At 34.2% G+C, this 25,629-nt stretch carries 19 protein-coding genes and 1 riboswitch; of the genes, 14 read left to right on the top strand and 5 right to left on the bottom strand.

Annotated elements, in window-relative coordinates:
- Positions 1 to 720: 720 nt before the first annotated feature.
- The gene (locus QL232_RS00200; protein ID WP_281612533.1) at positions 721 to 2,358 is read right to left on the bottom strand and encodes a RagB/SusD family nutrient uptake outer membrane protein; all 1,638 of its coding nucleotides are present in this window, start codon (positions 2,356 to 2,358) and stop codon (positions 721 to 723) included.
- A 40-nt stretch (positions 2,359 to 2,398) separates the two neighbouring features.
- On the bottom strand, positions 2,399 to 5,329 hold the full coding sequence (locus tag QL232_RS00195) for a TonB-dependent receptor (protein ID WP_281612532.1): 2,931 nt from the start codon (positions 5,327 to 5,329) through the stop codon (positions 2,399 to 2,401).
- Positions 5,330 to 5,848: 519 nt separating this feature from the next.
- A riboswitch (SAM riboswitch) is annotated at positions 5,849 to 5,956 on the top strand.
- Between the two features lie 108 nt (positions 5,957 to 6,064).
- Here QL232_RS00195 and metH point away from each other — a divergent pair.
- The 5 genes from metH to QL232_RS00170 all read left to right on the top strand — a co-directional run bounded on the left by metH (position 6,065) and on the right by QL232_RS00170 (position 12,827).
- Positions 6,065 to 9,868 (top strand): methionine synthase, encoded by a 3,804-nt coding sequence (gene metH / locus QL232_RS00190; protein WP_281612531.1) that lies wholly within the window; start codon positions 6,065 to 6,067, stop codon positions 9,866 to 9,868.
- Positions 9,869 to 10,111: 243 nt separating this feature from the next.
- Entirely contained in the window at positions 10,112 to 11,011 is a 900-nt protein-coding gene (locus tag QL232_RS00185) for an aldose 1-epimerase family protein (protein ID WP_281612530.1), read from the top strand.
- Entirely contained in the window at positions 11,001 to 11,747 is a 747-nt protein-coding gene (locus QL232_RS00180; RefSeq protein WP_281612529.1) for an acyl-ACP thioesterase domain-containing protein, read from the top strand. The genes QL232_RS00185 and QL232_RS00180 overlap by 11 nt, the downstream gene beginning before the upstream one ends.
- A 246-nt stretch (positions 11,748 to 11,993) precedes the next feature.
- Positions 11,994 to 12,374: a hypothetical protein gene (locus QL232_RS00175; RefSeq protein WP_281612528.1), complete on the top strand. Its 381-nt coding sequence runs from the start codon at positions 11,994 to 11,996 to the stop codon at positions 12,372 to 12,374.
- 45 nt (positions 12,375 to 12,419) lie between these two features.
- Positions 12,420 to 12,827, top strand: coding sequence for a hypothetical protein (locus tag QL232_RS00170; protein WP_281612527.1), 408 nt, complete (start codon positions 12,420 to 12,422; stop codon positions 12,825 to 12,827).
- Positions 12,828 to 12,890: 63 nt separating this feature from the next.
- On the opposite strand, the gene QL232_RS00165 is transcribed toward QL232_RS00170, so the two are convergent.
- Together QL232_RS00165 and QL232_RS00160 are read right to left on the bottom strand one after the other, a co-directional pair.
- A complete protein-coding gene (locus tag QL232_RS00165; protein WP_281612526.1) occupies positions 12,891 to 13,580 on the bottom strand; it encodes a LytTR family DNA-binding domain-containing protein in 690 nt (229 codons plus the stop codon).
- Positions 13,573 to 14,628 (bottom strand): histidine kinase, encoded by a 1,056-nt coding sequence (locus tag QL232_RS00160; protein ID WP_168884622.1) that lies wholly within the window; start codon positions 14,626 to 14,628, stop codon positions 13,573 to 13,575. The genes QL232_RS00165 and QL232_RS00160 overlap by 8 nt, the downstream gene beginning before the upstream one ends.
- A gap of 323 nt (positions 14,629 to 14,951) precedes the next feature.
- On the opposite strand from QL232_RS00160, the gene QL232_RS00155 reads away from it, so the two are divergent.
- The 6 genes from QL232_RS00155 to QL232_RS00130 all read left to right on the top strand — a co-directional run bounded on the left by QL232_RS00155 (position 14,952) and on the right by QL232_RS00130 (position 21,159).
- A complete protein-coding gene (locus QL232_RS00155; protein ID WP_168884623.1) occupies positions 14,952 to 15,224 on the top strand; it encodes a hypothetical protein in 273 nt (90 codons plus the stop codon).
- Between the two features lie 158 nt (positions 15,225 to 15,382).
- Positions 15,383 to 16,594 (top strand): T9SS type A sorting domain-containing protein, encoded by a 1,212-nt coding sequence (locus QL232_RS00150; RefSeq protein WP_281612525.1) that lies wholly within the window; start codon positions 15,383 to 15,385, stop codon positions 16,592 to 16,594.
- 191 nt (positions 16,595 to 16,785) lie between these two features.
- The gene (locus QL232_RS00145) at positions 16,786 to 17,040 is read left to right on the top strand and encodes a DUF2492 family protein (protein ID WP_281612524.1); all 255 of its coding nucleotides are present in this window, start codon (positions 16,786 to 16,788) and stop codon (positions 17,038 to 17,040) included.
- Positions 17,041 to 17,406: 366 nt separating this feature from the next.
- Positions 17,407 to 18,507: an aminoglycoside phosphotransferase family protein gene (locus tag QL232_RS00140; protein ID WP_281612523.1), complete on the top strand. Its 1,101-nt coding sequence runs from the start codon at positions 17,407 to 17,409 to the stop codon at positions 18,505 to 18,507.
- 68 nt (positions 18,508 to 18,575) lie between these two features.
- The gene (locus QL232_RS00135; RefSeq protein ID WP_281612522.1) at positions 18,576 to 19,583 is read left to right on the top strand and encodes a DUF4922 domain-containing protein; all 1,008 of its coding nucleotides are present in this window, start codon (positions 18,576 to 18,578) and stop codon (positions 19,581 to 19,583) included.
- A 199-nt stretch (positions 19,584 to 19,782) separates the two neighbouring features.
- Positions 19,783 to 21,159 (top strand): Gfo/Idh/MocA family oxidoreductase, encoded by a 1,377-nt coding sequence (locus tag QL232_RS00130; protein ID WP_168884628.1) that lies wholly within the window; start codon positions 19,783 to 19,785, stop codon positions 21,157 to 21,159.
- 111 nt (positions 21,160 to 21,270) lie between these two features.
- Here the strand turns inward: QL232_RS00130 and QL232_RS00125 are convergent, their stop codons facing one another.
- A complete protein-coding gene (locus QL232_RS00125) occupies positions 21,271 to 21,717 on the bottom strand; it encodes a hypothetical protein (protein ID WP_281612521.1) in 447 nt (148 codons plus the stop codon).
- Positions 21,718 to 22,112: 395 nt separating this feature from the next.
- Between QL232_RS00125 and tdh the strand changes: the two genes are divergently transcribed.
- The 3 genes from tdh to QL232_RS00110 all read left to right on the top strand — a co-directional run bounded on the left by tdh (position 22,113) and on the right by QL232_RS00110 (position 25,598).
- Entirely contained in the window at positions 22,113 to 23,135 is a 1,023-nt protein-coding gene (gene tdh, locus QL232_RS00120) for an L-threonine 3-dehydrogenase (RefSeq protein ID WP_281612520.1), read from the top strand.
- An 84-nt stretch (positions 23,136 to 23,219) separates the two neighbouring features.
- Positions 23,220 to 24,395, top strand: coding sequence for a glycine C-acetyltransferase (kbl, locus tag QL232_RS00115; RefSeq protein WP_281613269.1), 1,176 nt, complete (start codon positions 23,220 to 23,222; stop codon positions 24,393 to 24,395).
- Between the two features lie 123 nt (positions 24,396 to 24,518).
- Positions 24,519 to 25,598: a lipid A deacylase LpxR family protein gene (locus tag QL232_RS00110; RefSeq protein WP_281612519.1), complete on the top strand. Its 1,080-nt coding sequence runs from the start codon at positions 24,519 to 24,521 to the stop codon at positions 25,596 to 25,598.
- Positions 25,599 to 25,629 lie beyond the last annotated feature (31 nt).

Genomic DNA, 25,629 nt, shown 5'->3' with positions numbered 1-25,629 from the left:
ATAAGGACAGTTATTCTTGTTTTCATTTTCATTTTCTTATTACAATAGTAGTACAATCTGTGAAATTTTACAAATATTAGAATACGAACAAACTATGTGATTTTTACTGAAAATTGTACTTTTCTAATATTATTTTGATAAAGGTGTTTTCTTGTGGTTTTTACTATTGCAATCGGTTGATATTATCACTTTTTAAAGATTACTCTCCCTTCAATCGGTTGCAAATGGAAGTGTTTATATCTATTTCTTGTAATAATTACGCTTTTAATTTGGATATTTTTTATTGAAGAAAATTTCATTTTTTTTTGAAAAAAAATGAGTAGATGCGTTAAGTCTCAATAAGTTATCATAAAGTGTAGTTTAATTTGTATTTTCTAACCTCTAATCGTCACATTTTGATGAAGATGTGATAAGTATTAAACACAAAAAAGGTATCAACGAAAGGGGTGTTTATTTATAATTCAACAAGTTGTCATCAAAAGAAAAGGGCCCGATTTACATACAATGATGTATACCGGAGCCCTTGTCTACGTAATGTTAGTTATATGAAAAGCGAAACTAGGTTTACTTATTTAATCAATAGTTTGAAAATTTATCGAAATCCCAAGTAGAAGTTAGTAGCAGTTAGCTTATCAAAGTATTTAACTTATTATCGTATTTTATTGAATAGGGGAGTAGAAAAGAGACTTAGCGACTCCCCTCACTATATTCAGTTAGGTATTAATAACCGTCATTTTGATTTAAGTTTGGATTCGCAGCGACTTGTGTAGGTGGAATCGGGAATAATAAACGGTGGGTACCATCAGAAGCTTTACCTTCACTAGGTAACCAGAATTTATATTCATTACCATCATCACTCGTTCTTAATTCAAATGCATCTGGATCATTTTCCATTTGCTTGTTTTGCCACGCACTTAGGTATTTGCCATGTCGAATAAGGTCCTGACGACGGACACCTTCCCAGCAAAGTTCCCATCCTCTTTCCATTAAGATGAAATCAAGTTCATTTTCTACTTTACCATCAGCCAATAGTTGAGCATAATGAGTAGCAGCATCTGCTTCAGGAGCACCTCCCAAAAATCTTTCACCTTCTGTTCTTAACTTATTGATATAGGCCATAGCATCACCAGGATTGCCTTTTCTTGCTAATGCTTCAGCATGCATAAGTAGAACATCTGCATAACGGATAATAGGGAAGTCATTTCCTGACCATCCACCCCAAGTAACTCCAACAGCACCTGCATCGGGTTCCCATTTCATTAATCGAACACCTTGCGTTTTGTTGGCATCAAATAATGGTAGTTCCACTTCATGTTGAACGATAGTACCATCCACTTTCTCGAATTCCGTATAGAATTGTTCTTTACGTAAATCATTTTCATTGAAAGATTGATATCTATCAGTCATGATTGAGAAACCATTCCATTTCGAAGGAACTGCCCATTCTACTCCTTTTACTTTGTGAGTGTCGTAGTGAACACCCCATGAGTTACCGTGGTTTCCAAGAGGGTCATCAGCAGTATATGTGATATAGAAAATATAATCAGTGTTACTTTCCTCGTTACCTAAGTTAAATGTTTCCAAGTAGTTAGGGTAAACAGCATATCCCATACTTTCAACTTTAGTAGTGTACTCAATCACTTTGTCCAATTGAGCATCAGTAGGAGCAACCACAGTGGAACCATCTTGGAAATAAACACCTGCATTAAGATAAATTTTAGCCAATAAAGAATAGGCCGCACCTTGACCCACTCTACCATATTCTGGTTCAGCATCAAGAATATCTTTTACAGCTTCTAGTTCACTTACAACAAACTCAGTGACTTCAGGTCTTGAACTTGCCGGAGTATCACCATTATGTTGAGAAACAAGAACTAATGGCACATTACCAAACATATCCATTAATGTGAAATAGTAATAAGCTCTCAAGAATCTGATTTCAGCTTGAGTTTTAATTATTTCATCATTTTGTTCAAACTCTGCAAGTGATTCTATTAATCCATTTGCTCTTGCAATACCTGTATATGGAGCATTCCATAAACCAGGTAAATGGGGGTGATTAGACGTCCATGTATGAGCATTGAGCTCTAACCATTTACCACCGTCATACCAGTCACCACCTCTCGATGGAACTAGTGTTTCATCTGAAGCAACTTGGTTGAAACCCCAGTAATTTTCATGGTGATAGAAACTTCTTAATGAAGCATATACAGGGGCAACAGCTGCAGGTAAATTTTCTGGGTCTTGGAAATATTCATCTGTAACAGAACTATATAGTTTCTCTTCTAAGTTTGTACATGCTGAGGCACCGATTAATGTTGCAGCAGCAAAGATTTTAATCCATTTATTTTTTATCATGATGATTTCTTTTTGAAGTTATTTGTGAAAGTTTTATTGATTAGAATTCTACTGATACACCACCCATAAATGTTCTAGCAGCAGGGTAGTTGTTATAATCAATACCAATAGGAGGCACTTGGCTACCACCTGCAGGTGCATTCACCTCAGGATCGTAACCAGAGTAGTTAGTGATCACAAATAAATTTTGTCCCGAAACATATAATCTAAGACGGCTCACTGATTTTACATTAGACATATTAAATGTGTAACCCAATGTCATGTTTGATAGTCTTAAGAAAGATGCATCTTCGATAAATTTCGAGTTGTATTTTGTCGCTCTGATATCTTCTTCAGCAGCAGATTTCATTACGTTATAAGTACTTTGATCGCCGTATAGGTCATTTGTAGAAGAGAACTCAAGTGCAGTATTGTTAAAGACTTGATGACCAAACGATCCGTTAAAGAAGAAGTTAAGGTCAAAGCTTCCAAAAGTCATTGAGTTATTGATACCTAATGTCCACTTTGGTAAAGCTTGTCCTAGTACATAGCTTTCTTCCGATTCAATAGCATTTCCACTTTCATCTAAACCTTCAAAACGAGGACCATAGAAAGTACCGTATGGAAGACCTGGTTTAATCACCTGTGCAAACTGACCTACTTGACCACGACCACCAACAGCACCAGTAAAGATTTCTTCATAATCACCGATGTTTTCAACTTCATTTTTATTGAAAGCCGCTACCACACCAGTTTGCCATGTAAAGTTATCTTTTGAGAAGTTGACCGTATTTAATGAAATCTCGATACCTTGGTTTTTCAATTCGCCAACATTCTGAAGGTAAACATCAACAGGAGCAGGTTGAGGAGCTTGTAACTCTAATAAAAGGTCTTTTGTATGTTTTTGATAAGCATCAATAGTACCGAATAAAATACCATTGAAGAATTCAAAATCTAAACCAATATTCAACTGAGAAGTTTCTTCCCATTTAAGGTCAGGGTTAGCATAATTGTCATACGTTACACCAGCACCAATCCCCACAGCTCCATAGCTTTTATCTCCAGATAAAGTTGGAAGAGAACGGTAGTTACCAATTTCTTGAGAACCTGTGATACCCCATCCAGCGCGTAGTTTTAAATCGCTTAATACATCACTTCCAGATAAGAATAACTCTTCAGAAATTCTCCAAGCACCAGAAACTGATGGGAAAACACCCCATTTGTTATTATCACCAAATCGAGATGAACCATCGACACGCATTGTACCTGTGAATACGTATTTATCTTTAAAACTTAAGTTAGCTCTACCAATCCATGAGATTAATTTGCTTGACTCTTTGTATGAATCCACCAAGATATTATCACCACTTGCTGCATTTAAGTTATACTCAGCGATATCGTCAATTTGGAAACCAGTAGCATTTGCTCCATTGTACTCTCTACCAAACTCTTGGAAAGTATAACCAGCTAAGGCATTTAATTTTACATCACCAAAAGTCTTTGTATAGTTTAAAGTACCTTCTAATAGTACGTTGTGTAAGAAATTGTTTCTAACATCAGCAGAACCATTTCCTTCACCAACCCACTCAATACTACCTGGAAGGTAAGCGTTACGTTTTGCAGAAGTAATATCTCCACCGATATTTATCTTACCTGTTAATCCTTCAACAAATTCAGCCTCAACGTAAGCGTTACCTAAAACTCTTTGTGTATTTGTGAAATCACGTACAGAATTCGCCATGATGTATGGGTTTTTCTCTAGTAAGTTAGGTGACGAATAGTCTTGAGGTAATAATGGAGACATACGGATCATGTTGTTGATAACACCTCCATCAAGAGCACCACCCACACCATAAGGCAAGTTGTTGTTCTTTGTAAATGAACCCATCATATTAGCACCTAATGTTACTTTCTTAGATAGCTTTTGTGTGATGTTCATTCTACCTCCAATTCTTTCCATACCAGAGTTAATCATGATACCATCTTGGTTAAGATAGTTTACTGAGAATCTATACTGAGTATTTGCCGTACCACCAGAAACCCCTAAATTGTGATTTTGAGTGATAGCTTGTCTTGTCATTACTTCTTGCCAATCTGTATTAGCATCTAAATCTAAAGGAGTTGAGCCTTCAGCTTGTGTGGCTGCTCTGTATTCTGATGCAGTAAGTACATCTAGCTTTTTTGCGATGTTTGAGATACCTACATATGCATCGTAATTGACTTTGGCTTGTCCTTCTTTACCCTTCTTTGTTGTAATAATAATAACACCATTTGCACCTCTGGCACCATAAATTGCTGTTGCAGATGCATCCTTTAGGATATCAAAAGATTCAATATCCGCAGGGTTGATAGATGCTAAAGGGTTTTTTGAAGCCGATGCAGAGTATACTCCTGCTGTACCTGGGTCTGAGGCAGTATTATCAATAGGGAAGCCATCAATAACATACAAAGGCTCATTGGATGCAGTAAGTGATGTACCACCTCTAACTCTGATGTTTACACCTGCACCTGGTTCACCAGAAGAAGGCGTCATCTGAACACCAGCAATTTTACCTTGGATCAATTGATCTGGTGATGTAAGTACACCTTGGTTAAAATCTTCAGATTTCACAGATGACATTGCACCTGTAACATCTTTCTTTTCCATTTGGCCGTATCCAACTACCACCACTTCTTCAAGTTGTTCAGCATCTACTTTCATTGAAATACTGAAGTTGGAAGTGTTTCCAATAGCGATTGATTGGTCAAAATAACCAATATAACTAAACGTTAATGTTTCTGCACTTTCAGGGACATTTAGTGAGAATTTTCCTTCAAAATTGGTTGTAGTTCCGGTTGTAGTTCCTGTTACAATAACGTTTACTCCAGGCATTGGGGAATTCGTTTCATCATAGATAATACCCGTCAGGTTTCGTTCTTGAGCATACGTAGAAGTCAGTGTTGCTAACGACAGAATCGCCAACAGACTGAAGAGTTGTAATAATCTTTTCATTAGTTAAAATTGTAGTTTATAGGACAGACATGAATTGTTGTGATCATCTCATGTTCAAAAAATAGTTAGACAAAAGAGTATAGCATTAAATAGATTGTTTATTTCATTTTCATCAAGAGCGCTCATGTGTTGGCTATAGTTTGTCTATCACAATTCTAAAGCTAATCTGAATTAAAAACAAATGTTAAATGCAGTGCTAATTCTTGAGATAAAGCGTTTTTATTGCACTTTTTATGGAAGCACAAACGTTTTGTAGCGCAACACCTGAATCAATCACCAACTAAACCGGTTGCATTAATATGATAACGAAATAAAATATACGAATTAAATTATTTAGAAACCTGTTGCGCAATCGGTAGATAAAATATTTAAAATGTACTGAATACGTTTAAAAATTGCATATTTCTATCATTTATCATCTGTCAAAAAAATCAAAAAAAATTACTGATTTTTCAATAAATCGGACCTTTTCATGCAAAATCTGTGGGCTTTTCTTCATTTTGTCATTATCTTGCGGCGTGCTTATCAAGAATGACAGAGAGAACGGGCTCGTAGATGTCATGGCAACCGTTGTTCCCAGCGATAGGTGCCAATTCCCGCTTCGGAAGTGTCCGAGAAAGATGAGTAGAAGCATTCGATCTAGAATGAGGGTCTCAGAGAAACTTTAAGCACGTTTTAACTCTCCTATTTTATAAAATAGTTGAGTATGTGAAACGTAACTTTCAAAATATTAAGATGTCAGAAAAACTCCAGGAGTTAGCAAAAGAACGAGTGTTGATTTTGGACGGTGCCATGGGTACTATGATCCAAAGACACAAATTAGGTGAGGATGATTACAGAGGCGAGCGTTACAAAGATCACCCATGTGACGTTAAAGGTAATAATGATATGTTATCTATTACTCAGCCGAATATTATCAGAGATATTCATAAACAGTATTTTGAAGCAGGTTGTGATATCGTAGAAACTAATACATTTAGTGGTACTACAATCGCAATGGCCGACTATGAAATGGAAAGCGAAGTTTACGAGTTAAACTATGCGTCTGCGAAGTTGGCAAAAGAAGCTGCATTAGAATTTACTGAGAAGGAACCTCACAAACCTCGTTTTGTAGCTGGAGCCATTGGTCCTACCAACCGTACTGCTTCAATTTCGCCAGATGTAAATGATCCTGGTTATAGAGCCGTTACATTTGATGATCTTGTGGAGGCTTATTATTTACAAGTTCAAGGCTTAGCAGAAGGTGGTGTAGATACGATTCTTATCGAAACCGTTTTTGATACCTTAAACTGTAAAGCTGCACTGTTTGCTGCAGACAAATATTTTACTGATGTAGAAAATGGAAATGTTACTCCCGCTGCCCCAAAAGGTAGAGAAGAGGAATTTCCTAACCAATATAAAGGAAAACGTCTGCCATTGATGGTATCTGGTACTATTACTGATGCTTCTGGTAGAACACTTTCAGGACAGGTAGTAGAGGCATTCTGGAACTCTATTAGACATGCCGATTTATTTAGTGTAGGTTTAAACTGTGCATTAGGTGCAGATTTACTTCGTCCATATATTCAAGAGTTATCTAGGGTAGCAGACGTAAATGTTTCTGCATATCCTAACGCTGGCCTACCCAACGAATTTGGCGAATATGATCAGACATCAGAAGAAATGAGTGATATCTTAAAATCTTTTGATGGATTAGTTAATATCGTAGGTGGATGTTGTGGTACTACTCCAGATCATATTGCTGGTATCGCTAAAACATTTAGTCAAGCAAAAGTAAGAGAGGTTACTACAAAAGAACCTTATCAAAGACTTAGTGGTTTAGAACCTGTAACGATCAAGCCAGATAGTATCTTCGTCAATGTAGGTGAAAGAGCCAACGTAACCGGTTCAGCAAAATTCCGTCGATTAATTGAAAACGGAGAGTTTGAGGAAGCGATTGAAGTAGTAAGACACCAAGTGGAAGGTGGTGCTCAAGTGATCGACGTCAATATGGACGAAGGAATGTTAGATTCTAAGGAGTGTATGACACGTTTCTTAAACCTTATTGCTTCTGAACCGGATATCGCTAAGCTTCCAATCATGGTCGACTCATCTAAATGGGAGATTATTGAAGCAGGCTTAAAGACTTTGCAAGGTAAAGGTATTGTTAACTCGATTTCACTTAAAGAAGGAGAGGAAGACTTTATTCAAAAATCAACACTCATTAAAAAGTATGGTGCAGCTGCTGTTGTCATGGCTTTTGATGAAGAAGGACAAGCAGATAACTTCGAAAGAAGAAAAGAAATCTGTTCTCGTTCTTATGATATCCTAGTAAACAAAGTAGGATTCCCTCCACAAGATATCATCTTTGACCCTAACATTTTAGCGGTTGCCACAGGTATCGAAGAGCATAATAATTATGCTGTAGATTTCTTTAAAGGTACACAGTGGATCAAAGAAAATTTACCACATGCATTAGTAAGTGGTGGTGTATCTAATATCTCTTTCTCTTTCAGAGGTAATAATGCTGTTAGGGAAGCCATGCACTCAGTCTTTTTATATCATGCAGGTAAAGCAGGTATGGATATGGGTATTGTAAACCCAGGTATGCTTGAGGTATATGAAGAGATTCCAAAAGACTTATTAGAACATGTTGAAGATGTTCTTTTAAATAGAAGAGAAGATGCTACTGAACGTTTAGTTGATTTCGCAGAAACTGTAAAATCAAAGGGTAAGAAAAAAGAGGTTGATCTTTCTTGGAGAGAGAAAACAGTTGAGGAAAGACTTTCTCATGCCCTTGTAAAAGGTTTAGTAGAATTTGTAGAAGAAGATGTAGAGGAAGCTCGCCAAAAATTTGATCGTCCAATTGAAGTGATTGAAGGTCCTTTGATGGATGGTATGAATGTAGTAGGTGACCTATTTGGTGAAGGTAAAATGTTCCTTCCACAAGTAGTGAAATCTGCTCGTGTAATGAAGAAGGCAGTAGCGATTCTTATTCCATATATCGAGGAAGAAAAAGCAAATAATCCAGAGTTGTCTGCATCCTCATCAGCAGGTAAAATTCTAATGGCAACTGTAAAAGGTGATGTACATGATATAGGAAAAAATATTGTAAGTGTTGTTTTAGCATGTAATAATTTCGAAATCATTGACTTAGGTGTAATGGTGCCTTTGGATAAGATTATTAGAACTGCCGTTGAAGAAAAAGTGGATGTTATCGGACTAAGTGGTTTGATTACGCCATCTTTAGATGAGATGGTATACGTTGCTGAAGAACTAGAACGTCAGGAATTAAATATCCCTGTATTGATTGGTGGTGCTACGACTTCAAGAGTCCATACTGCCGTTAAAATTGATCCACAATATTCAGGTTCTGTAGTTCACGTTTTAGATGCTTCGAAATCAGTGCCAATTGCTTCTGCTTATACATCTGAAAATAAAGAGTATAGAGAAGAAGTAATCCAAGAATTTAAAGAAGAATATGCAGTTTTAAGAGAAACTCACGCTAAACGTCAAGGGGCGAAAAAGCTAATTTCTATTGAAGATGCTCGTAATAATAAAGTGGATATCGATTGGGCAACAACACCAATCACTAAACCATCATTCTTAGGTAAAAAAGTATTTGAGAATTATGATTTAGAAGAAATTGCAAAGTATATGGATTGGACGCCATTCTTCCAGACATGGGAATTGGCAGGCCGTTTCCCTGCGATCTTAAAAGATGAGATTGTGGGTAAGCAGGCATCAGATCTATATGATGATGCAAAGGCGATGTTGAAAAATATCATTGATAATAAATTACTTCAGGCCAATGCTGTTATTGGATTCTTCCCTGCAAATAGTATCAATGACGATGATATCGCTTTGTATGATTTTAAAGAAGAAGATGTAGAGTTACCAGATGCAGAACATCATCATTCGTTATTCTACAGAGAAGATCGTACAAATCAAGTAGGTACATTATGTCACTTACGTCAGCAGAATAAAAAAGCGGCAAGCAAGCCTAACTTCTGTTTAAGTGATTTTGTTGCTCCAGTAGAATCTGGTCGAAACGATTACATCGGTGCTTTTGCAGTAACTGCAGGTATTGGGTTGGACAAATTAGTTGCTAAATATGAAGCGGATTTGGATGATTATAACAGTATCATGGTAAAAGCCTTAGCCGATCGTTTAGCAGAAGCCTTTACGGAATTAATGCATGAAAAAGTGCGTAAGGAAATTTGGGGTTATGCAAAAGATGAGATCTTTAATAATGAAGATTTAATCGATGAAAAATACGAAGGTATTCGTCCTGCACCTGGTTATCCAGCTTGTCCTGATCATACAGAAAAAGACAAGTTATTTGAGATGTTGGATGTAACAAATTCAATTGGAGTAGAATTAACAGAAAGTTATGCAATGACTCCAGCTGCTGCTGTTTCAGGTTGGTACTTTGGTAACAAAGAATCTCGTTACTTTGGTTTAGGAAAAATCAATGAGGATCAACTTAAAGATTATGCTGAAAGAGTAGGAAGACCTGAACACGAAATGAGACGTTGGTTAGGCACCGTTCTTTTATAAACAGAGAAATATCTTTGAGGTATTTAATCCTCTCTAATAAATAACTTAATGAGACCAAGCTTAGACTTATTCTAAGTTTGGTCTTTTTACTTTTAGATTAAATGCAAGTATTTATTTGACAAAAAGAATATGTAATTATATAGCTATAATTTATTGGTTACATTTTCTTTCCTTACTTTTTACTTCTTGCTTAAATTTTCTATTTTCACTTCATAATTAAACCTCCACATGTAAGCAGAATTTATGAGTAAATTAGTAACCTTAGAGAACGCAAATTTATCGGTTCAAATTTCAAAAAATGGAGCAGAATTGCACTCTGTATATCATAAACAACATCAGCAAGAATATTTATGGCAGGGAGATAAGGAAGTTTGGGGTAGACATGCACCAGTTCTTTTTCCAATTGTTGGTCAGGTTGAAGATGGATTCTATGAGGTCGATGATGTAAAATATAAATTACCTCAACATGGTTTTGCTCGTGATATGGAGCATAAGCTGATTACTCAAGACGAATTAAGGTGTATTTTTGAACTTAAGTTTGACCATTCTACAATGGAAAAATATCCTTACAAGTTTGTATTTAGAACAATATATGAGATAAAAGGAAGTAAACTATCCATTACCTATCAAGTGGATAATATGGATATGGAAGATATCTATTTTTCTGTAGGTGCCCATCCTGGTTTCAATACCAATTTTATCCCGAATACTAGTTTTGAGGATTATGTAATTGAGTTTTCGGATAAAGAACCTTTCGAGAGATTATTATTAGATAACGGTTTAAGAAGTGGAGCCATTGAACATGATGCATTAAAAGGTGAACATATTCTTCCATTAACGTTCGAAACTTTTAAAGATGATGCATTAATCTTTGACCATTTCAAATCTGAATATTTAGATATTTATGCCAAGCATTATGAAGATAGAAGATTAAGAATTGGTTTTAAAGACTGGCCATTGTTAGGTATTTGGACGCCGTATCAAAAGAGAGCTGATTTTGTATGTATTGAACCTTGGTATGGTGTAGCAGATCTTAGAGATGAGAACCATGACTTTAAAGAAAAATATGCTAATCAGGTATTACATAAGGAAGAGACATTCTCAGCTACTTTCACTGTAGAGATCATAGATAATGAAGATTAGTGATTATACAGGAGTTTGGCAAGAGGAACAAGTAGTAAAGTCATTTCAAATTGGGCCAAATTATATTTTAAAACCTACTGCAATTGCAGAGTTTTTTCAAGAAGCTGCAGGTAATCATTCAAATGCAGAAAAGTTTGGAATGAGAGAAATGATGGCTCTTGGAAAAGCATGGGTGTTAGGTTCCATAAAATATAAGATCAATCAATGGCCTAAATGGTCAGATAATCTATTGATTGAAACTTGGGTTTTTGATGTTCAGAAGTTTTCTTCACAACGTAATTTTATCATGAAAAACCAAAAAGAAGAAGTTTTAATAGAAGGTTCTTCGAATTGGTTTGGGATTGATTTAAAAAAAAGAAAACCTACTTATATAGATGATTTTATGGATGTTGTCCATGTTAGAGAAGATCTTACAACAACTGGAAAACCTGATAAGTTAAGAGGTTTAGAACGAGTAGATCATTCCTCTCAGCGTAAGGCAGTATTCTCTGACTTGGATCCCGTAAACCATGTCAATAACATTAAGTACTTAGAATGGATGATTGATAGTCTTCCAGCAGAAGTAAAAAAGAAATCACTCAGTCAGGTGGAAACTAATTATCTAGCTGAAGTCCGTCTGGATGAAGAAGTGAAAATACTTTCAGAAATAAATCAAGTTGAAAATGGTTTTAATATCATTACTTGTATAATGAAAGAAGAAAAACCTGCTTGTATTTTACATACAGTTTGGGAATAAGACTCCTTCCTATATAATGAATAAACCTTGTTGTTTGAAGAGAATTCAGGCGGCAAGGTTTATTTATTTATCCATAAATAATACAACTTATCCTTTACTGTTATTTCCATCCCTATCACATTCTTATCACTTTCTATAACAAATTAACTAATCTCAACATCTTGAAGCTAAATCTGTAACATTGAATGGATTATGTCAGTATATACTATCGAAATCATCTTAAAATAATTTAAAAAATTAAGAACAATGAAATCGTTAGACCTTTCAACATTACACTTTGAGCATAATTCTTGGGTAAAAGAATTAGCCTTTTATAAAGAGCAAATCAAATTATATACAGATAGAGTAGAAGAACTAACTGAGAAAAATACAAAAACTGGAATTCGTGAACAGTTGTCGCAGTTTATGAATCAGTTTAAAGTTCAAAATGAACTAATCGATACTTTAAATCATAAAATTAAGTTACAAGAAGACGAATTAGTTGCTGCAGTTGAAGCGAATGAAGTGAAAGCTTCAAAAACTTCATTTGATGATCAGGCAGGTATGTATTCAGAGATGGCAAAGTTCCATTCAATCTATAATGAATTGAAAACTAAATTTCTACGTTTCTGCGAAGAGTGGATGTAATAGAAATACTAATTAATTATTTAAAATCACTGACTTAACAATATTATGGAAAATTCGATTGCTTTATTAAAAATTGATCATCACGGTGCTGATATTTATAAATTAGGAGGAAAAACAGAAGGTGAAATTGCTTCAGAGCAGCCATATGATCCTGAGCATATCCATTGGCATTTGCACAACAAAAAAGTAAAAAATGGCAAAAATAATAACGAGGATACAGCTTTTTTTAAAGACATCATTAATGATCTTCAAGGATTTAAAGGCTTAGTTGTAGCATCGCATGGTACAGGTAAAGCCAATGAAGGAGATGTATTTATTAAATATTTAGAAGATCACCATAAAAGCCTTCATCAATTGGTTATTTCAAAGGTGGAAACAGATGAGCATGAAACTGAAAAGCAACTTTTAGCAAAAATTGATGAAGCAGCTTTGCTAGATCATTTAAGAAAATAATCAGAGTAACCACTCGTAGTATATATATGAAGACCAATCCTATGAATACAGGATTGGTCTTTTTTATTCGAATATCTTACTGATACTTTCTCTAAAACTTTTACTCACAGGTAACATTTCATCACCAATTTCAACAAATTCTTTATTCAATGCTTTGACATGGTTCATATTGACAATATATGAGCGATGTATACGAATAAACTGTTCTGGTAATTTTTGTTCTATTCTACTTATCGTTTCTTTTGTTTTAATATTTTCATCTTGTTGATGTATATAGAGGTAATCACCTTTGCTTTCAATAAATACAACTTGATCAAAATCGATTTTATAGTGCTTTCTGTCTGATCTTACAAAAAGAAATTCATCTAAATACTTCTTTAGTTGTTTACGGTTTGGTGCTGCATCTTCAAATTTTTGAATAGCCAGTTGAAACCTTTCTAATGCTACAGGTTTTAAAAGGTAATCCACAACATTGAGATCATATCCTTCAATGGCATATTCTCTATAAGCAGAAATGATAATCACTTTTGGTGGATTAGCGATTGAGCGAAGAAAATCCAGACCATTGATTTCAGGCATTTCTATATCAAGAAAGATCAGATCTATATCATGTTTAAGTAAAAGGGGAAAGCCCTCGTTTGCACTAGACGCCTCACCAATTACTTCGTAACCTTCGATTTGTGATAAGAAGTTTTTAGTAATTCTTCTAGAAATAGGCTCATCATCTATGATTAATACTTTATGGTTATTCATGTGATAATTCAAGTTTTAATGTGATGGAATACTGTAGCTTTTCATCATTAATAATAAGCTCATGTTTATTGGGGTAGCAAAGTTCTAACCTCTTTTTTAAATTGATTAAACCTGTACCTCCTTTTAAAGGGGGCACAATTTTCTGTGGCTTACTATTTTTTACTTCAAATGAAAAATTAGAGGCATGATAGTCACTTTTTATTGATAAAAAGGAGTGATCTTGATTGGAACGAATGCCATGTTTAAAAGCATTTTCAACCATCGGAAATAGAAGAAAAGGAGTAATCTTTATTGTTGCCGTATTTACATGAAATTCAGTTTCAATATTTAGTTTGTCATCAAAACGCAATTTCTCTAATTCTAGATACTGTTGGATCACCTTAAGTTCCTTTTTGACATCTACATCTTCTTCTTTAGACTGATACACAAGATAATCTAATAAACCACTTAACTGTAATAATATTTGAGGTAGTTCATCTGATTTTTCCAGTGCAAGTCCATATATATTATTCAGTGTATTAAATAGAAAGTGAGGATGTATTTGGTCTTTTAAAGTGTTTAATTCCAGTTCCTTAAGCTGAACGCTAATCTGTAACTTTTCCTTTTCAAGTAAATGAATTTTTTCTTTTTTTAGTTGTTCCTCTTTAAGTTGATAAATCGCTGTATAGAGCACTGAAATAAACATCTGAACAAACCAGAGCATCGATAAATCATTGATCATTGGATTAATTGATTTAAATTCTAAATCTACTATTACAATGAAAAACAGGTAGATAAGTAAAATTTGAATCCAGCTACTGACTATAAAAGAATAGATGAGATAAGTGAAAAACTTTACATATCGTTTGGCATGAAGAAAATTCTTGATAAGTACCTTATTAATATATAATGTGATACCTATATTAAATGGGAACCAAATAAGGCAGAATATAAATGTATTAAAATAGTCATGGTGGAAATGTCCCAAAAACAATATGGTAATACTAAACATCACTCCCCAAAAGAGGGATTCAAAAATAATTTTCTGCCAAGGTTTATTAATTTTCATATTCAAATATGATAAATATAGAGAAGTGAAGTTTCTTGAGTCGATGAAATTCTGTTACTTGAAGATAGATATCATTCTTTTATCGATGAAATTTTTCATGAATTAGAAAAAGAAAGAAAAGCGATCGAATGGAGTTATTTGCCTTCGGAAATTAATATACTATCGACAGACTAAAAATGGAAAGCTGTATCGTTTTATGTTTGAACTATTAAGCAATTACTAACTTATATTTTAGAACTATGATCGAACTATATGAAATGGGCGGCTATTTTGAGATGAATATCATCTCTATAGTCGGGGGTGTCATGCTTTTTTTTATCATTATGAGGACCCTCAAGGTAGATAACAAGTGGTTATCGTTGGAGCGTACTCAAAAAATTATTCGAGAACTATCTGTATTAGTCATCATTTTAGGAATTCTAATTCAGTTTCTAGGACTCTTCTCTGTAATGCAAGCGATTGAAGCTGTCGGAAGTGTTCCACTTGATTTGCTTGCTGGTGGGTTTGCCGTGTCTTTACTTCCCACTTTATATAGCCTCTTATTTAGCGTTATTGGGAGAACATCATTAGTGTTTTTTACAATTAGAAATAGATAATACATATAAATTAAAGCGATTGAATTGAGTTTTGATCGCTTTTGTTTTATATAATGAATGTATTTATTCGTTAATAAATTTATTTAAAAATGATGATAATGAGTGGATTACGTTATTGATAGTGAAGATTTTTTTAACCTATTTTTTTACCTATCAATATGAAAAAGTGCTACTCATTGATTTTAGCTGCTTTACTATTTTTTGTCAATTCCACTTATGCTCAATTTGAAGAAGCAGTAATCAACGATTCTGATAAAACAGTCTTAGTGACTAAAAATACCACCTTACATGGCGACCCTGAACCAATAGAGTATTTTGCACCTGATGGGTATACATTGGTTATTGGAGAAGGCGTAACGTTAACCATTCAGAAAACAGATAGTTACAAGGAATATGTTGATATTTATGCTGATGTTAAACTTTTGTCTGGAGCAACTTTAGTTGTAGAAAGAGAGGCTTACCTTGCTATTTTTGGCTCATTGATTATTGAAGGTACTGGAAGTACTGTTGAAGTGGGACAAGGTGGACGTAAAAAAGGTTCTTACCTGATTGTTACTGATGACTTTGTCAATAATACAACAGACGGTACGTCAACTATAAATATCTTTACTTCAGGATCATTTTATGTAATGGGTGATGCATTAGGCACATCAGATAATATTGATTTAAATATAAGAATCGGAGCTGATAATGAAGGAAGAAGCGGAATCTTTGTAGAGGGAGATGACCTTTTAGGAATTCATGATTATGTTAATGATTTTACAGAAAGTCTAGAATATAAATTAGCTCAGATTAAAAAATCTCAAGAAGATTTGCCAGTTGAATTGATTTCTTTTGATGCAAAACTAGAAATAGACTATGTTGATGTAACATGGGCTACGGCATCAGAAATCAATGCTGATTTTTTCGAACTCCAAGTTTCTAGCGACCAAAGGAATTGGGAAACATTAGGTATGGTGGAAGCCCAAGGAAATAGTACGGAGTTAACAGAGTATCATTATAAAGATTATACAGAATATTCTTCCAATGTATATTATAGGTTGGTTCAATATGATTTTGACGGAACTTCTGAGGTCTTTGGACCTATTTCTATAGTTTTTAATGAACAGCTGGACTTCACTTCAAACGTATACCCTAACCCTACTAGAGATTTTTCATTTATTGCATTAAATAATATCAATAATAATAATGCAATTGCTATTTATGTATATAATAATACAGGTCAGTTGGTTTTTACAGACCAATTCTATTCATCTGATAAGCATATGGTATACCGTCTAGAAAGTATGGAAACTCTGCCAGAAGGGGTGTATTATATTTCGATTCAGAATGGAAAGGAAGTAACAAAAATGAAATTATTAAAAGAATAAAGAACTAATTAATACAGAATAAGAAGAGAAACCAGCAATGGTTTCTCTTTTTTTATTTATTAAAATTTAATTCATCTAATGATGCTTTTACTCTTTCCATGATATGATCAAATAATTGTTAATCAAATAAAAGATAAACTAGTCTTTTATTACATTTGTATAAGTAGGTTAGTTAATAAAAAATATTGAAAATGAATACAACGCACATTCACGAAGTCATTTTTCTAGTACAAGACAATGACGGAGTTTTTACTCCAGAAACTTTAGTTGATGCCATTGCTGAAAAGATGGGAGCTGATATTCAATTTACATCTTGTTCTGGAGTACCATTCCCTAAAGATGAAGCTTTACAATTCTTATTAGATAGAAATAAAGTGATTGTAAATGCTACAGGGAATGTAGAGGTACATCCATCGATGAAAATGTGTGATTCGCATTTAAGATAAATAATTATAGTGTGAGAGAAGGGTTATACTTAGAGGGTTGCAAAATTTGTAACCCTTTTTTATTTTTCATTACATAACTAACAAATAATATTTATTCATTTTACTACAGATTGCTTACACATTTATAATATTTCTCTTCATTTTAATCAAATCAAACATTTGATGTTGACAATATTGGAATTGGTTAACAATTGTTTAATATGAATAAATAATAAAAATTAGTTATTTAGTGTCATAGAAAAATATTTAGTAATAACACATGTCAACTACTAAGAAGGTGAAACTTAAAACCCACCTTTTTTGAACCATTTTCAATACAAATTAATCACAAAGACAAAGGATTATTACCTCTTAAACACTCGTTATATGAATAATCTATCAAGAATCTTTCATCAGTTTAGATCTGATGTAAAGGTAAAAAGTGCTATATCTTACGGTTCTGGGCACATTAACGATACCTACCTAGTGACTTTAGAAGATGAAAAAACAACTTACATACTTCAAAGAGTTAATCATCAAATCTTTCCAAATGTTCCTGAGTTGATGAGGAATATAGATGGAGTTACGCAACACTTAAGAAATAAATTTCAAGAACTACCTCATAAAGATCCACAAAAAAACACGTTGACTTTCTTTCCTGCATCATCAGGTTTGTTATACTATCAAGATGAAGAAGGAAACTATTGGAGAGCAATGGAGACCATCACTCCAGCTAAATCTTATGACCAAGTAGAAACTACTGCACAAGCTTTTCAAGCGGGAGTTGGAATTGGAGAATTCCAAGCTTTATTGTCTGATTTTGATGGGAGTAAATTATATGAAATTATTCCAGATTTCCATAATATGGAGACAAGGCTTGCTACTTTTAGAGAGACTGTCAAAGCCGATGTTTCGGGTAGAGTAAGATTATCTCAAAAGGAGATTGATTTTGTGGAAGATAGAGCAGAATTAATGCAGACTTTAGTACGTCTCGGAAAAGAAGGAAAGTTACCGATAAGGGTCACCCATAATGATACAAAGATTAATAATGTATTGTTAGATGAAAATGATGAAGCACTATGTGTTATTGACTTAGATACAGTAATGCCAGGCTTTGTTCATTATGATTTTGGAGATGCTATTAGAACATCTACCAATACTGGGGCAGAAGATGATAAAGATCTGAATAACGTTGAGATGGATATCCTATTATTTAAAGCATACACTGAAGGTTTCTTGTCTAAAACAGCTGATATACTAACTCCAATCGAAATAGAATATTTGCCACTATCTGCTCGTATTATGACGTTCATTATTGGCTTAAGGTTTATTACCGATTACCTAGACGGTGATAATTATTTTAAAACACATCACGAACATCATAATCTTCAACGAGCAAGGGCTCAGTTCAAACTTGTGGAAAGTATGGAGCGACAGTTTGAAGATATGAAAGCAGTCGTAGAAAATGCAACACTAATCAATCAATAATATTAAATAGTTGGCAGTAAGTTGATTATTGCCAACTATTCTCTAAAAATTAATTGGGCTGAAATAAAATGGAAACGGTCAAAACCAAAATCAATCAGGTCGATCAAGAACTTGATATAAAGCTAAACCAGCTTTATGAAGAAGCTTTTGAAAGTCAATACATTACTGTAGAAGCATTAGAAGGAAATGATAGAATACATTTTTTTGATGTAGAGGATGAAATTGATTATCGTATCCAACTCAATCATGTTCGCTCGAAATACAGTAAAAGCATGGCAGGTAAATCGAAACCACCATTGCCCAAGGGAGCTCTTTGTCCTATCTGTATTGAGAATGTAGGTAGTGAAGGAAAGGAAAATTTAAAACATTTGCCTATTGAGTTAGAAGGAGAACCTTTTTTCTTGCAGTTAACTCCTTTTCCTCTATATCATCATCACTTTGTATTGATTTCAGAAGCACATAGACCAATGGAAGTGAGTCTGAATAGTTTCCAAAAGCAATTGACATTTCTTGATAGAATGCCCAATTATACGGTGTGTTCAAATAGTGATAGGGAAGGTGCTGGAGCTTCAATATTATCACATTTACATTATCAGGTGTTTAAATCACTGAGGTTACCAATTTTTGATACAAAGCCTATTATTGAGAAACAACTAGGAGATGTTAGCTACACTCTTTGCAAATACCCAATGACGGTAATTAAGATTTGTACAAAATCAAGATTTCAGTTAGAAGTTTCTCTATCAAGAGTACTTGAATTATGGCGAAAAGAAACTACTGAAAATACTTGTAATACGGTCTTGAGAATCCATGAGGGGCAATATGAGGCTTATTTAGTATTAAGAAACGCAGCATTCAATACACCTTCAAAGTTATTAAAGTATAAATACGAGGGAATTGGTGTTATAGAAGCTTGTGGTGAAGGAATCTTACCAACTCCAGAAGGGGATGAAGCATCACAAATAAACAAAGACATTCGAGAAGAAGGAAAAGCAATTCTAAAAGGGATTCTAAAAAGCATTAACCCTTTAAATAGCGAAGATGCATTATCTTTTTTCGATGAAATTGTTTCGTAAACTGAAAAGAAAGAGAATTAATATTCATTTTTTGAGGATTCAAATGTCAGATATTCAGTAACTAAAAGTATAAAGTTTCATAGGTTTAAAAATATTAAGAAATTCATATTCTTTATTAATAAACAATAAATAATAAAAATTATATATTTGGATTATCAATTACTACAGACTCTTAGATAAACAATAAATTAACATAGACATGAGCAATCGCAGAGATTTTATAAAAACAGCAGCAGTAGCAGGGTTAGGTACAATGATAGCCCCATCAATGGCATTTGGAAAAAATAAAAATGGAGAGAAAGTAAAAATTGCTTTCATAGGTGTAGGTGCAAGAGGTATTTGGCATTTAAACAATGCATTACTGAGAGATGATACTGAAGTAGTTGCTATCTGCGATATTGATAATAAAGCAATAGACAATGCTTTAAAATACTGTGAGAAACACGGAAAGAAAAAACCACAAGTTTTCGGTAAGAACGAATACGATTATAGAAACTTATTAGAACTTAAGGATGTTCAAGGCGTAATCATTTCGACGCCTTGGGTATGGCATACACCGATGTCTGTAGATTCTATGAAGGCTGGTAAATTTACTGGAGTAGAAGTTTCTGCAGCAATGACTTTACAGGAATGTTGGGATTTAGTTAATGTACATGAAGAAACAGGATCACATTTAATGATTCTGGAAAATGTATGTTACCGTAGAGATGTAATGGCAGTATTGCAAATGGTTCGTGAGGGATTATTTGGTGAATCAATTCATGCTAGATGTGGCTACCAACACGATTTAAGACATGTAAAGTTCAATAATGGTGTTGATATTTATGGGGGTGGAGTTGAATTTGGAGAGAAAGGAGCTTCTGAAGCAAGATGGAGAACACATCACTCATTACATAAAAATGGAGATTTATATCCAACACACGGTATTGGTCCAGTAGCTATGTATATGGACATCAACCGCGGAAATAAATTCAACACAATTTCATCTTTTGCTACTAAGGCAAGAGGTTTAAATGATTATGTAATTAAGCATGGCGGTAAAGATCATCCCAATGCTAACCTAGATTGGAAATTAGGTGATATTGTCACATCAACAATCTCCACTGCAAACGGTGAAACTATCATTGTCACTCACGATACCAATTTACCAAGACCTTACTCATTAGGTTTCCGTTTCCAAGGTACTAACGGACTTTGGCAACATGAAGATGGTTATACAGCACCAGGTGGTAATTTAATGCATATTGCCGGTAAGACCGAAGATCATAAATGGGATGATGCTAAAGAATGGTTAGATAAATATGATCATCCATTATGGGCTAAATATGGTGAAATAGCAACAGGAGCAGGCCATGGAGGAATGGATTACTTTATTATGCATGAGTTTGTGATGTCGATAAAGCATAATGTAGCACCTCCTATGGATGCATACGATGCGGCTGCTTGGTCAGCTATTACTCCTTTGTCAGAGAGGTCAATCGAAGAGGGCGGAGCAGTGCAACACTTCCCAGATTTCACAAGAGGAAAGTGGTTCAAACGCCAACCTGTTTTTGGTAAAAATGAGGTCTATTTATAAGATCAATTAGTGAATAAATAATCAAGCTTCTCTTTTTTGTAATGATGGTATCATACAAAGAGAAGCTTGATTTCATTTTTTATTTAGTAGTTGTTTGAATGTCGAAGGAAATTACTTCCAACCTTCTACCCATGCAGTAGCTTTTCTTAATTCTTGGAAATACTGAATTTGAATTTCACCAGATTGCGCCTTGTCTTCATCAAAAGTTTGTTCAATGGATAAGTCTCGAATAAGGTCGCCACTAAGACAGAATGCAATCTTAGTAATTCCACTGGCAATATATTTTGGAACAATTACATCATCATGCCACTTCTGAACATCTAAGTTCATAACATAATGGTATGCTCTAGTATCTACCACAAAACCACTAATTCGATTGTTGACACCATCGGTTTCAACAAGCTTTGCAAAGGAAGAAATATGATCCATGAATTCTTCATCATTCATTTCACTTCCTGCATCTTTCCATTGAATAAAATACCATGAATCAAGTCTATAAACGGACCAAAAATCAGTAGTTAGTAATTCTGTTTTCGTATTCTGTTGAATCTTTTCCATCGGGGAATAAATAAGTATATTAATGAAAAAAGTTATTTGGTTTTATCAAGATGGTCAAGATGTAGCAAAAAAGCAAGTAGATGTAGGGTAACAGATGGTTACATGGATAAAAAATCAAGCATTTTATTAAATACTTAATATTGTACTTTTTGGTTTTAAAAGAAAACTTAAACTCGAAATAAAATATTGCTAATTATGTGATTGATGATTTAATCTACTGATTGGTGTTTTGAAATATGAAGAATTCAATATATAATTCTAAATTATTAATATTCGTTTAGGTGGATATTTGAAATAAGTCAATTATGTTTGTAAGCAATTGGAATTGGTTATTTTGCAACCGATTTAAAAGGATAACATTCATACAATTACGATAACACATACTACACATAACCATGAAAGCATTAGTTAAATCTAAAGCCGAAAAAGGCTTGTGGATGGAGGACGTTGCCATTCCAGAGGTAGGTCCAAATGATGTTTTGATCAAAGTATCTAAATCATCTATTTGTGGTACCGATTTACACATTTACTTATGGGACGAGTGGGCACAAAATACCATTCGTATAGGCCAAACTATTGGACACGAATATGTTGGTCACGTTGCTGCTTTTGGTAGCGAGGTGAAAGACTTTAAAGAAGGTGATAGAGTTACAGGTGAAGGCCATATTGCTTGTGGTAGATGCCGTAACTGTAGAAGAGGACGCCAGCATATCTGTGAAAAAACAATAGGTATTGGTGTGAATACTAATGGTTCTTTTGCGGAATACGTAAAGGTACCTGCTTCTAATGTAATGAAGATTAATGCTGCAATTCCAGATGAGGTAGTCTCAATTATGGACCCTCTTGGAAATGCAACACATACTGCTTTGTCATTTCCTCTAATAGCAGAAGATGTTTTAATTACAGGTTCTGGATTAATTGGTAGTATGGCGATTCAAGTAGCTAAATTTGCTGGAGCTAGAAATATCGTTGCTACAGAAATGAACGAGTATAGAGCCGAATTAGCGAAACAAATGGGTGCTACAAGAGTAGTTAACCCTAAATATGAAAAACTAGAGGATGTCATGGCTGAATTAAAAATGACAGGATTTGATATTGGATTGGAGTGCTCTGGTTCTCCAATTGCTTTCAACCAAATGATCAGCCATATGTACAATTCAGGTAAAGTTTCATTATTGGGTATTTTGCCTAATTCTGCTCAAGTGGATTGGAATAAGATTATCTTTAGAGGCCTAACCTTAAAAGGTATCTATGGTAGAGAAATGTATGAGACTTGGTACCAAATGGAACAGATGTTACTTTCAGGTTTAGATATCGCTCCAATTATTACTCACCGTTTTGGAATTGATGATTTCCAAAAAGGTTTCGATATTATGGAATCTGGAAATTGTGGAAAAGTAATCCTTAATTGGGACTAATTCTTAAATAATTTGTGAGTAGTGATAAATGGTACTGCAACTACTTACGGCAACTTTTAAATAGACATTATTGTGAGCAAAAAAATATATGAAAGTCTAAAAGAAGACTTAAAACAAATTGAGGCAGATGGCCTTTATAAAAGCGAAAGAATTATTGTAAGTCCACAAGACGCAGAAATTACTCTTGACTCTGGACAATCTGTATTAAACTTTTGTGCAAATAATTATTTAGGTCTTTCCAACCATCCACGTTTAATTCAAGCAGCAAAAGATGCAATGGATTCTCATGGTTTTGGCATGTCTTCAGTACGATTTATCTGTGGAGCGACAGATCTTCATAAGAAACTAGAACAAAAAATTGCAGATTTCTTCGGTGCTGAAGATACAATTTTATATGCAGCTTGTTTTGATGCTAACGGTGGTGTTTTTGAACCATTATTAACAGCAGAGGATGCGATTATTTCGGATACATTAAACCATGCGTCTATTATTGATGGTGTGCGTTTATGTAAAGCAAAACGTTTCCGTTACGCTACTGCTGATATGGAGGATTTAGAAAAGCAATTGATTGCTGCTCAGGATCAACGTTTCAGAATTATTGTAACAGATGGTGTCTTTTCAATGGATGGTCATGTTGCTCCAATGGATAAAATTGTGGAGTTAGCAGACAAATATGATGCATTGGTGATGGTAGATGAATGCCATTCAGCTGGTGTTGTAGGTAAGTCGGGTAGAGGTGTTACAGAACATTTCGACATCCGTGGAAAAGTAGATATCATCACAGGTACTTTAGGTAAAGCTTTCGGTGGAGCAATCGGAGGTTTCACTACAGGTAAAAAAGAAGTAATTGAAATGCTTCGTCAACGTTCTCGTCCATATTTATTCTCTAATTCAATTCCTCCTTCAATTGCTGCAGCGGGTATTGAAATGTTTGATATGATGGACAGTACCAACGAGCTTTCTACTCAACTTCATGAAAATACTGCTTATTTCAAGGAGCAAATGTTAGCAGCAGGTTTCGATATCAAACCTACAGAATCTGCAATTTGTGCTGTGATGTTATATAATGCAGAGTTATCACAAAGGTTCGCTGAAAAATTATTAGAAAAAGGAATCTATGTGATCGGATTCTTCTTCCCAGTTGTTCCAAAAGAGCAAGCTAGAATTAGAGTTCAATTGTCTGCAGCTCACACTAGAGAACATCTAGAGAGGGCCGTTAAAGCATTTACAGAAGTAGGTAAAGAATTAGGAGTGATCTAATCACTTACTTTATGAATATTAAGAAAGCGTTGTTTCGAAAAGGGACAACGCTTTTTTTATTAATTATAACTATTATCAGTATATTCAAAAGTCAATAATTGATACTTCTTCAATCATTTAGTAATGAAACTATTCTCTCTTCTTTTTCTACTATCCTTAAGTGTTCATTGTATTAAAGCTCAAACGGATTCATTGTCTAAAGAGCAAAGTGAGTCGATAAATATCTCATCACAAAACGATTTTTATCAGTATTGGCTACAATCCGATCGTAATTTTACCAATGGTATTCATATTACATGGGCTAGTCATCATTTTAATAATAAGGTGATGGATAAAATACTATTTGGCCTAAAACATTCAACACAAAAGGAATTCAGTTTAACGGTTGGGCAAGATATGCATACTCCTGAAAATGCAGAATTGTCTGAAGTAGATTCAACGGATAGGCCTTATGCGGGCTTATTATATGCAACGTATAAGAAAGTGACATCTGATTATTGGAGAACACTAAGAATCGAAACTAATTTATATTTTGGGATACAAGGTCCTGCGGCTTTTGCAGGGCAGACTCAGAATTTCATGCATAGCTTATTTCTAGAAAACAAAGACTTTAATGGTTGGGATAATCAAATTGGCAATGGTTTAGTTTTAGATATGGATATTACGGTTCATAAGATGTTACCGTTTGTTGGTAAACTCTATGAAACAAATGTATTTGGTAAAGCTCATATTGGAACGATATATAATTATGTTCTATCAGGTTTACAGTTCAAGATAGGTAAATACAATGATACTTATTACAGTAAATATGGTGTACGTCAGAAAAGACCTCCAGTGATTAATAATTCGAAAAACAGAAGTAAAGCAAGAATCTTAATGAATGAGAAAAGGTCGATTGGCGATACATTTTCTGATATGTTATATAGCTTGAACCAAGTGAAACAAATCTATTTTTTTACTGAGTTTCAAGTAGGCGCATTGTTTTACGATGGAACAGCACAAGGAAGCTTAATTCAGTTTGAACCAAGTCCATATGTTTTAAAAGCTGATCAAATCGATCCCTTAATTCTTAATTGGGTATATGGTATTAATTTCAATTTAAAACGATGGATGTTTAGGTATTATAGAGTAGTAGAGAATGATAATTTTAAGAATAAAAATTTATTTGGTTGGGGTGAGGTATCTGTATTCTACGGTCTTTAGTAAAATAAAAAAGGGACTAGAATTACTCTAG

Origin of the sequence: Flammeovirga sp. SubArs3 (assembly GCF_947387565.1) — a bacterium.
GTDB classification, from domain to species: Bacteria; Bacteroidota; Bacteroidia; order Cytophagales; family Flammeovirgaceae; genus Flammeovirga; species Flammeovirga agarivorans.
This window is presented reverse-complemented; position numbering and strand designations above follow the sequence as displayed.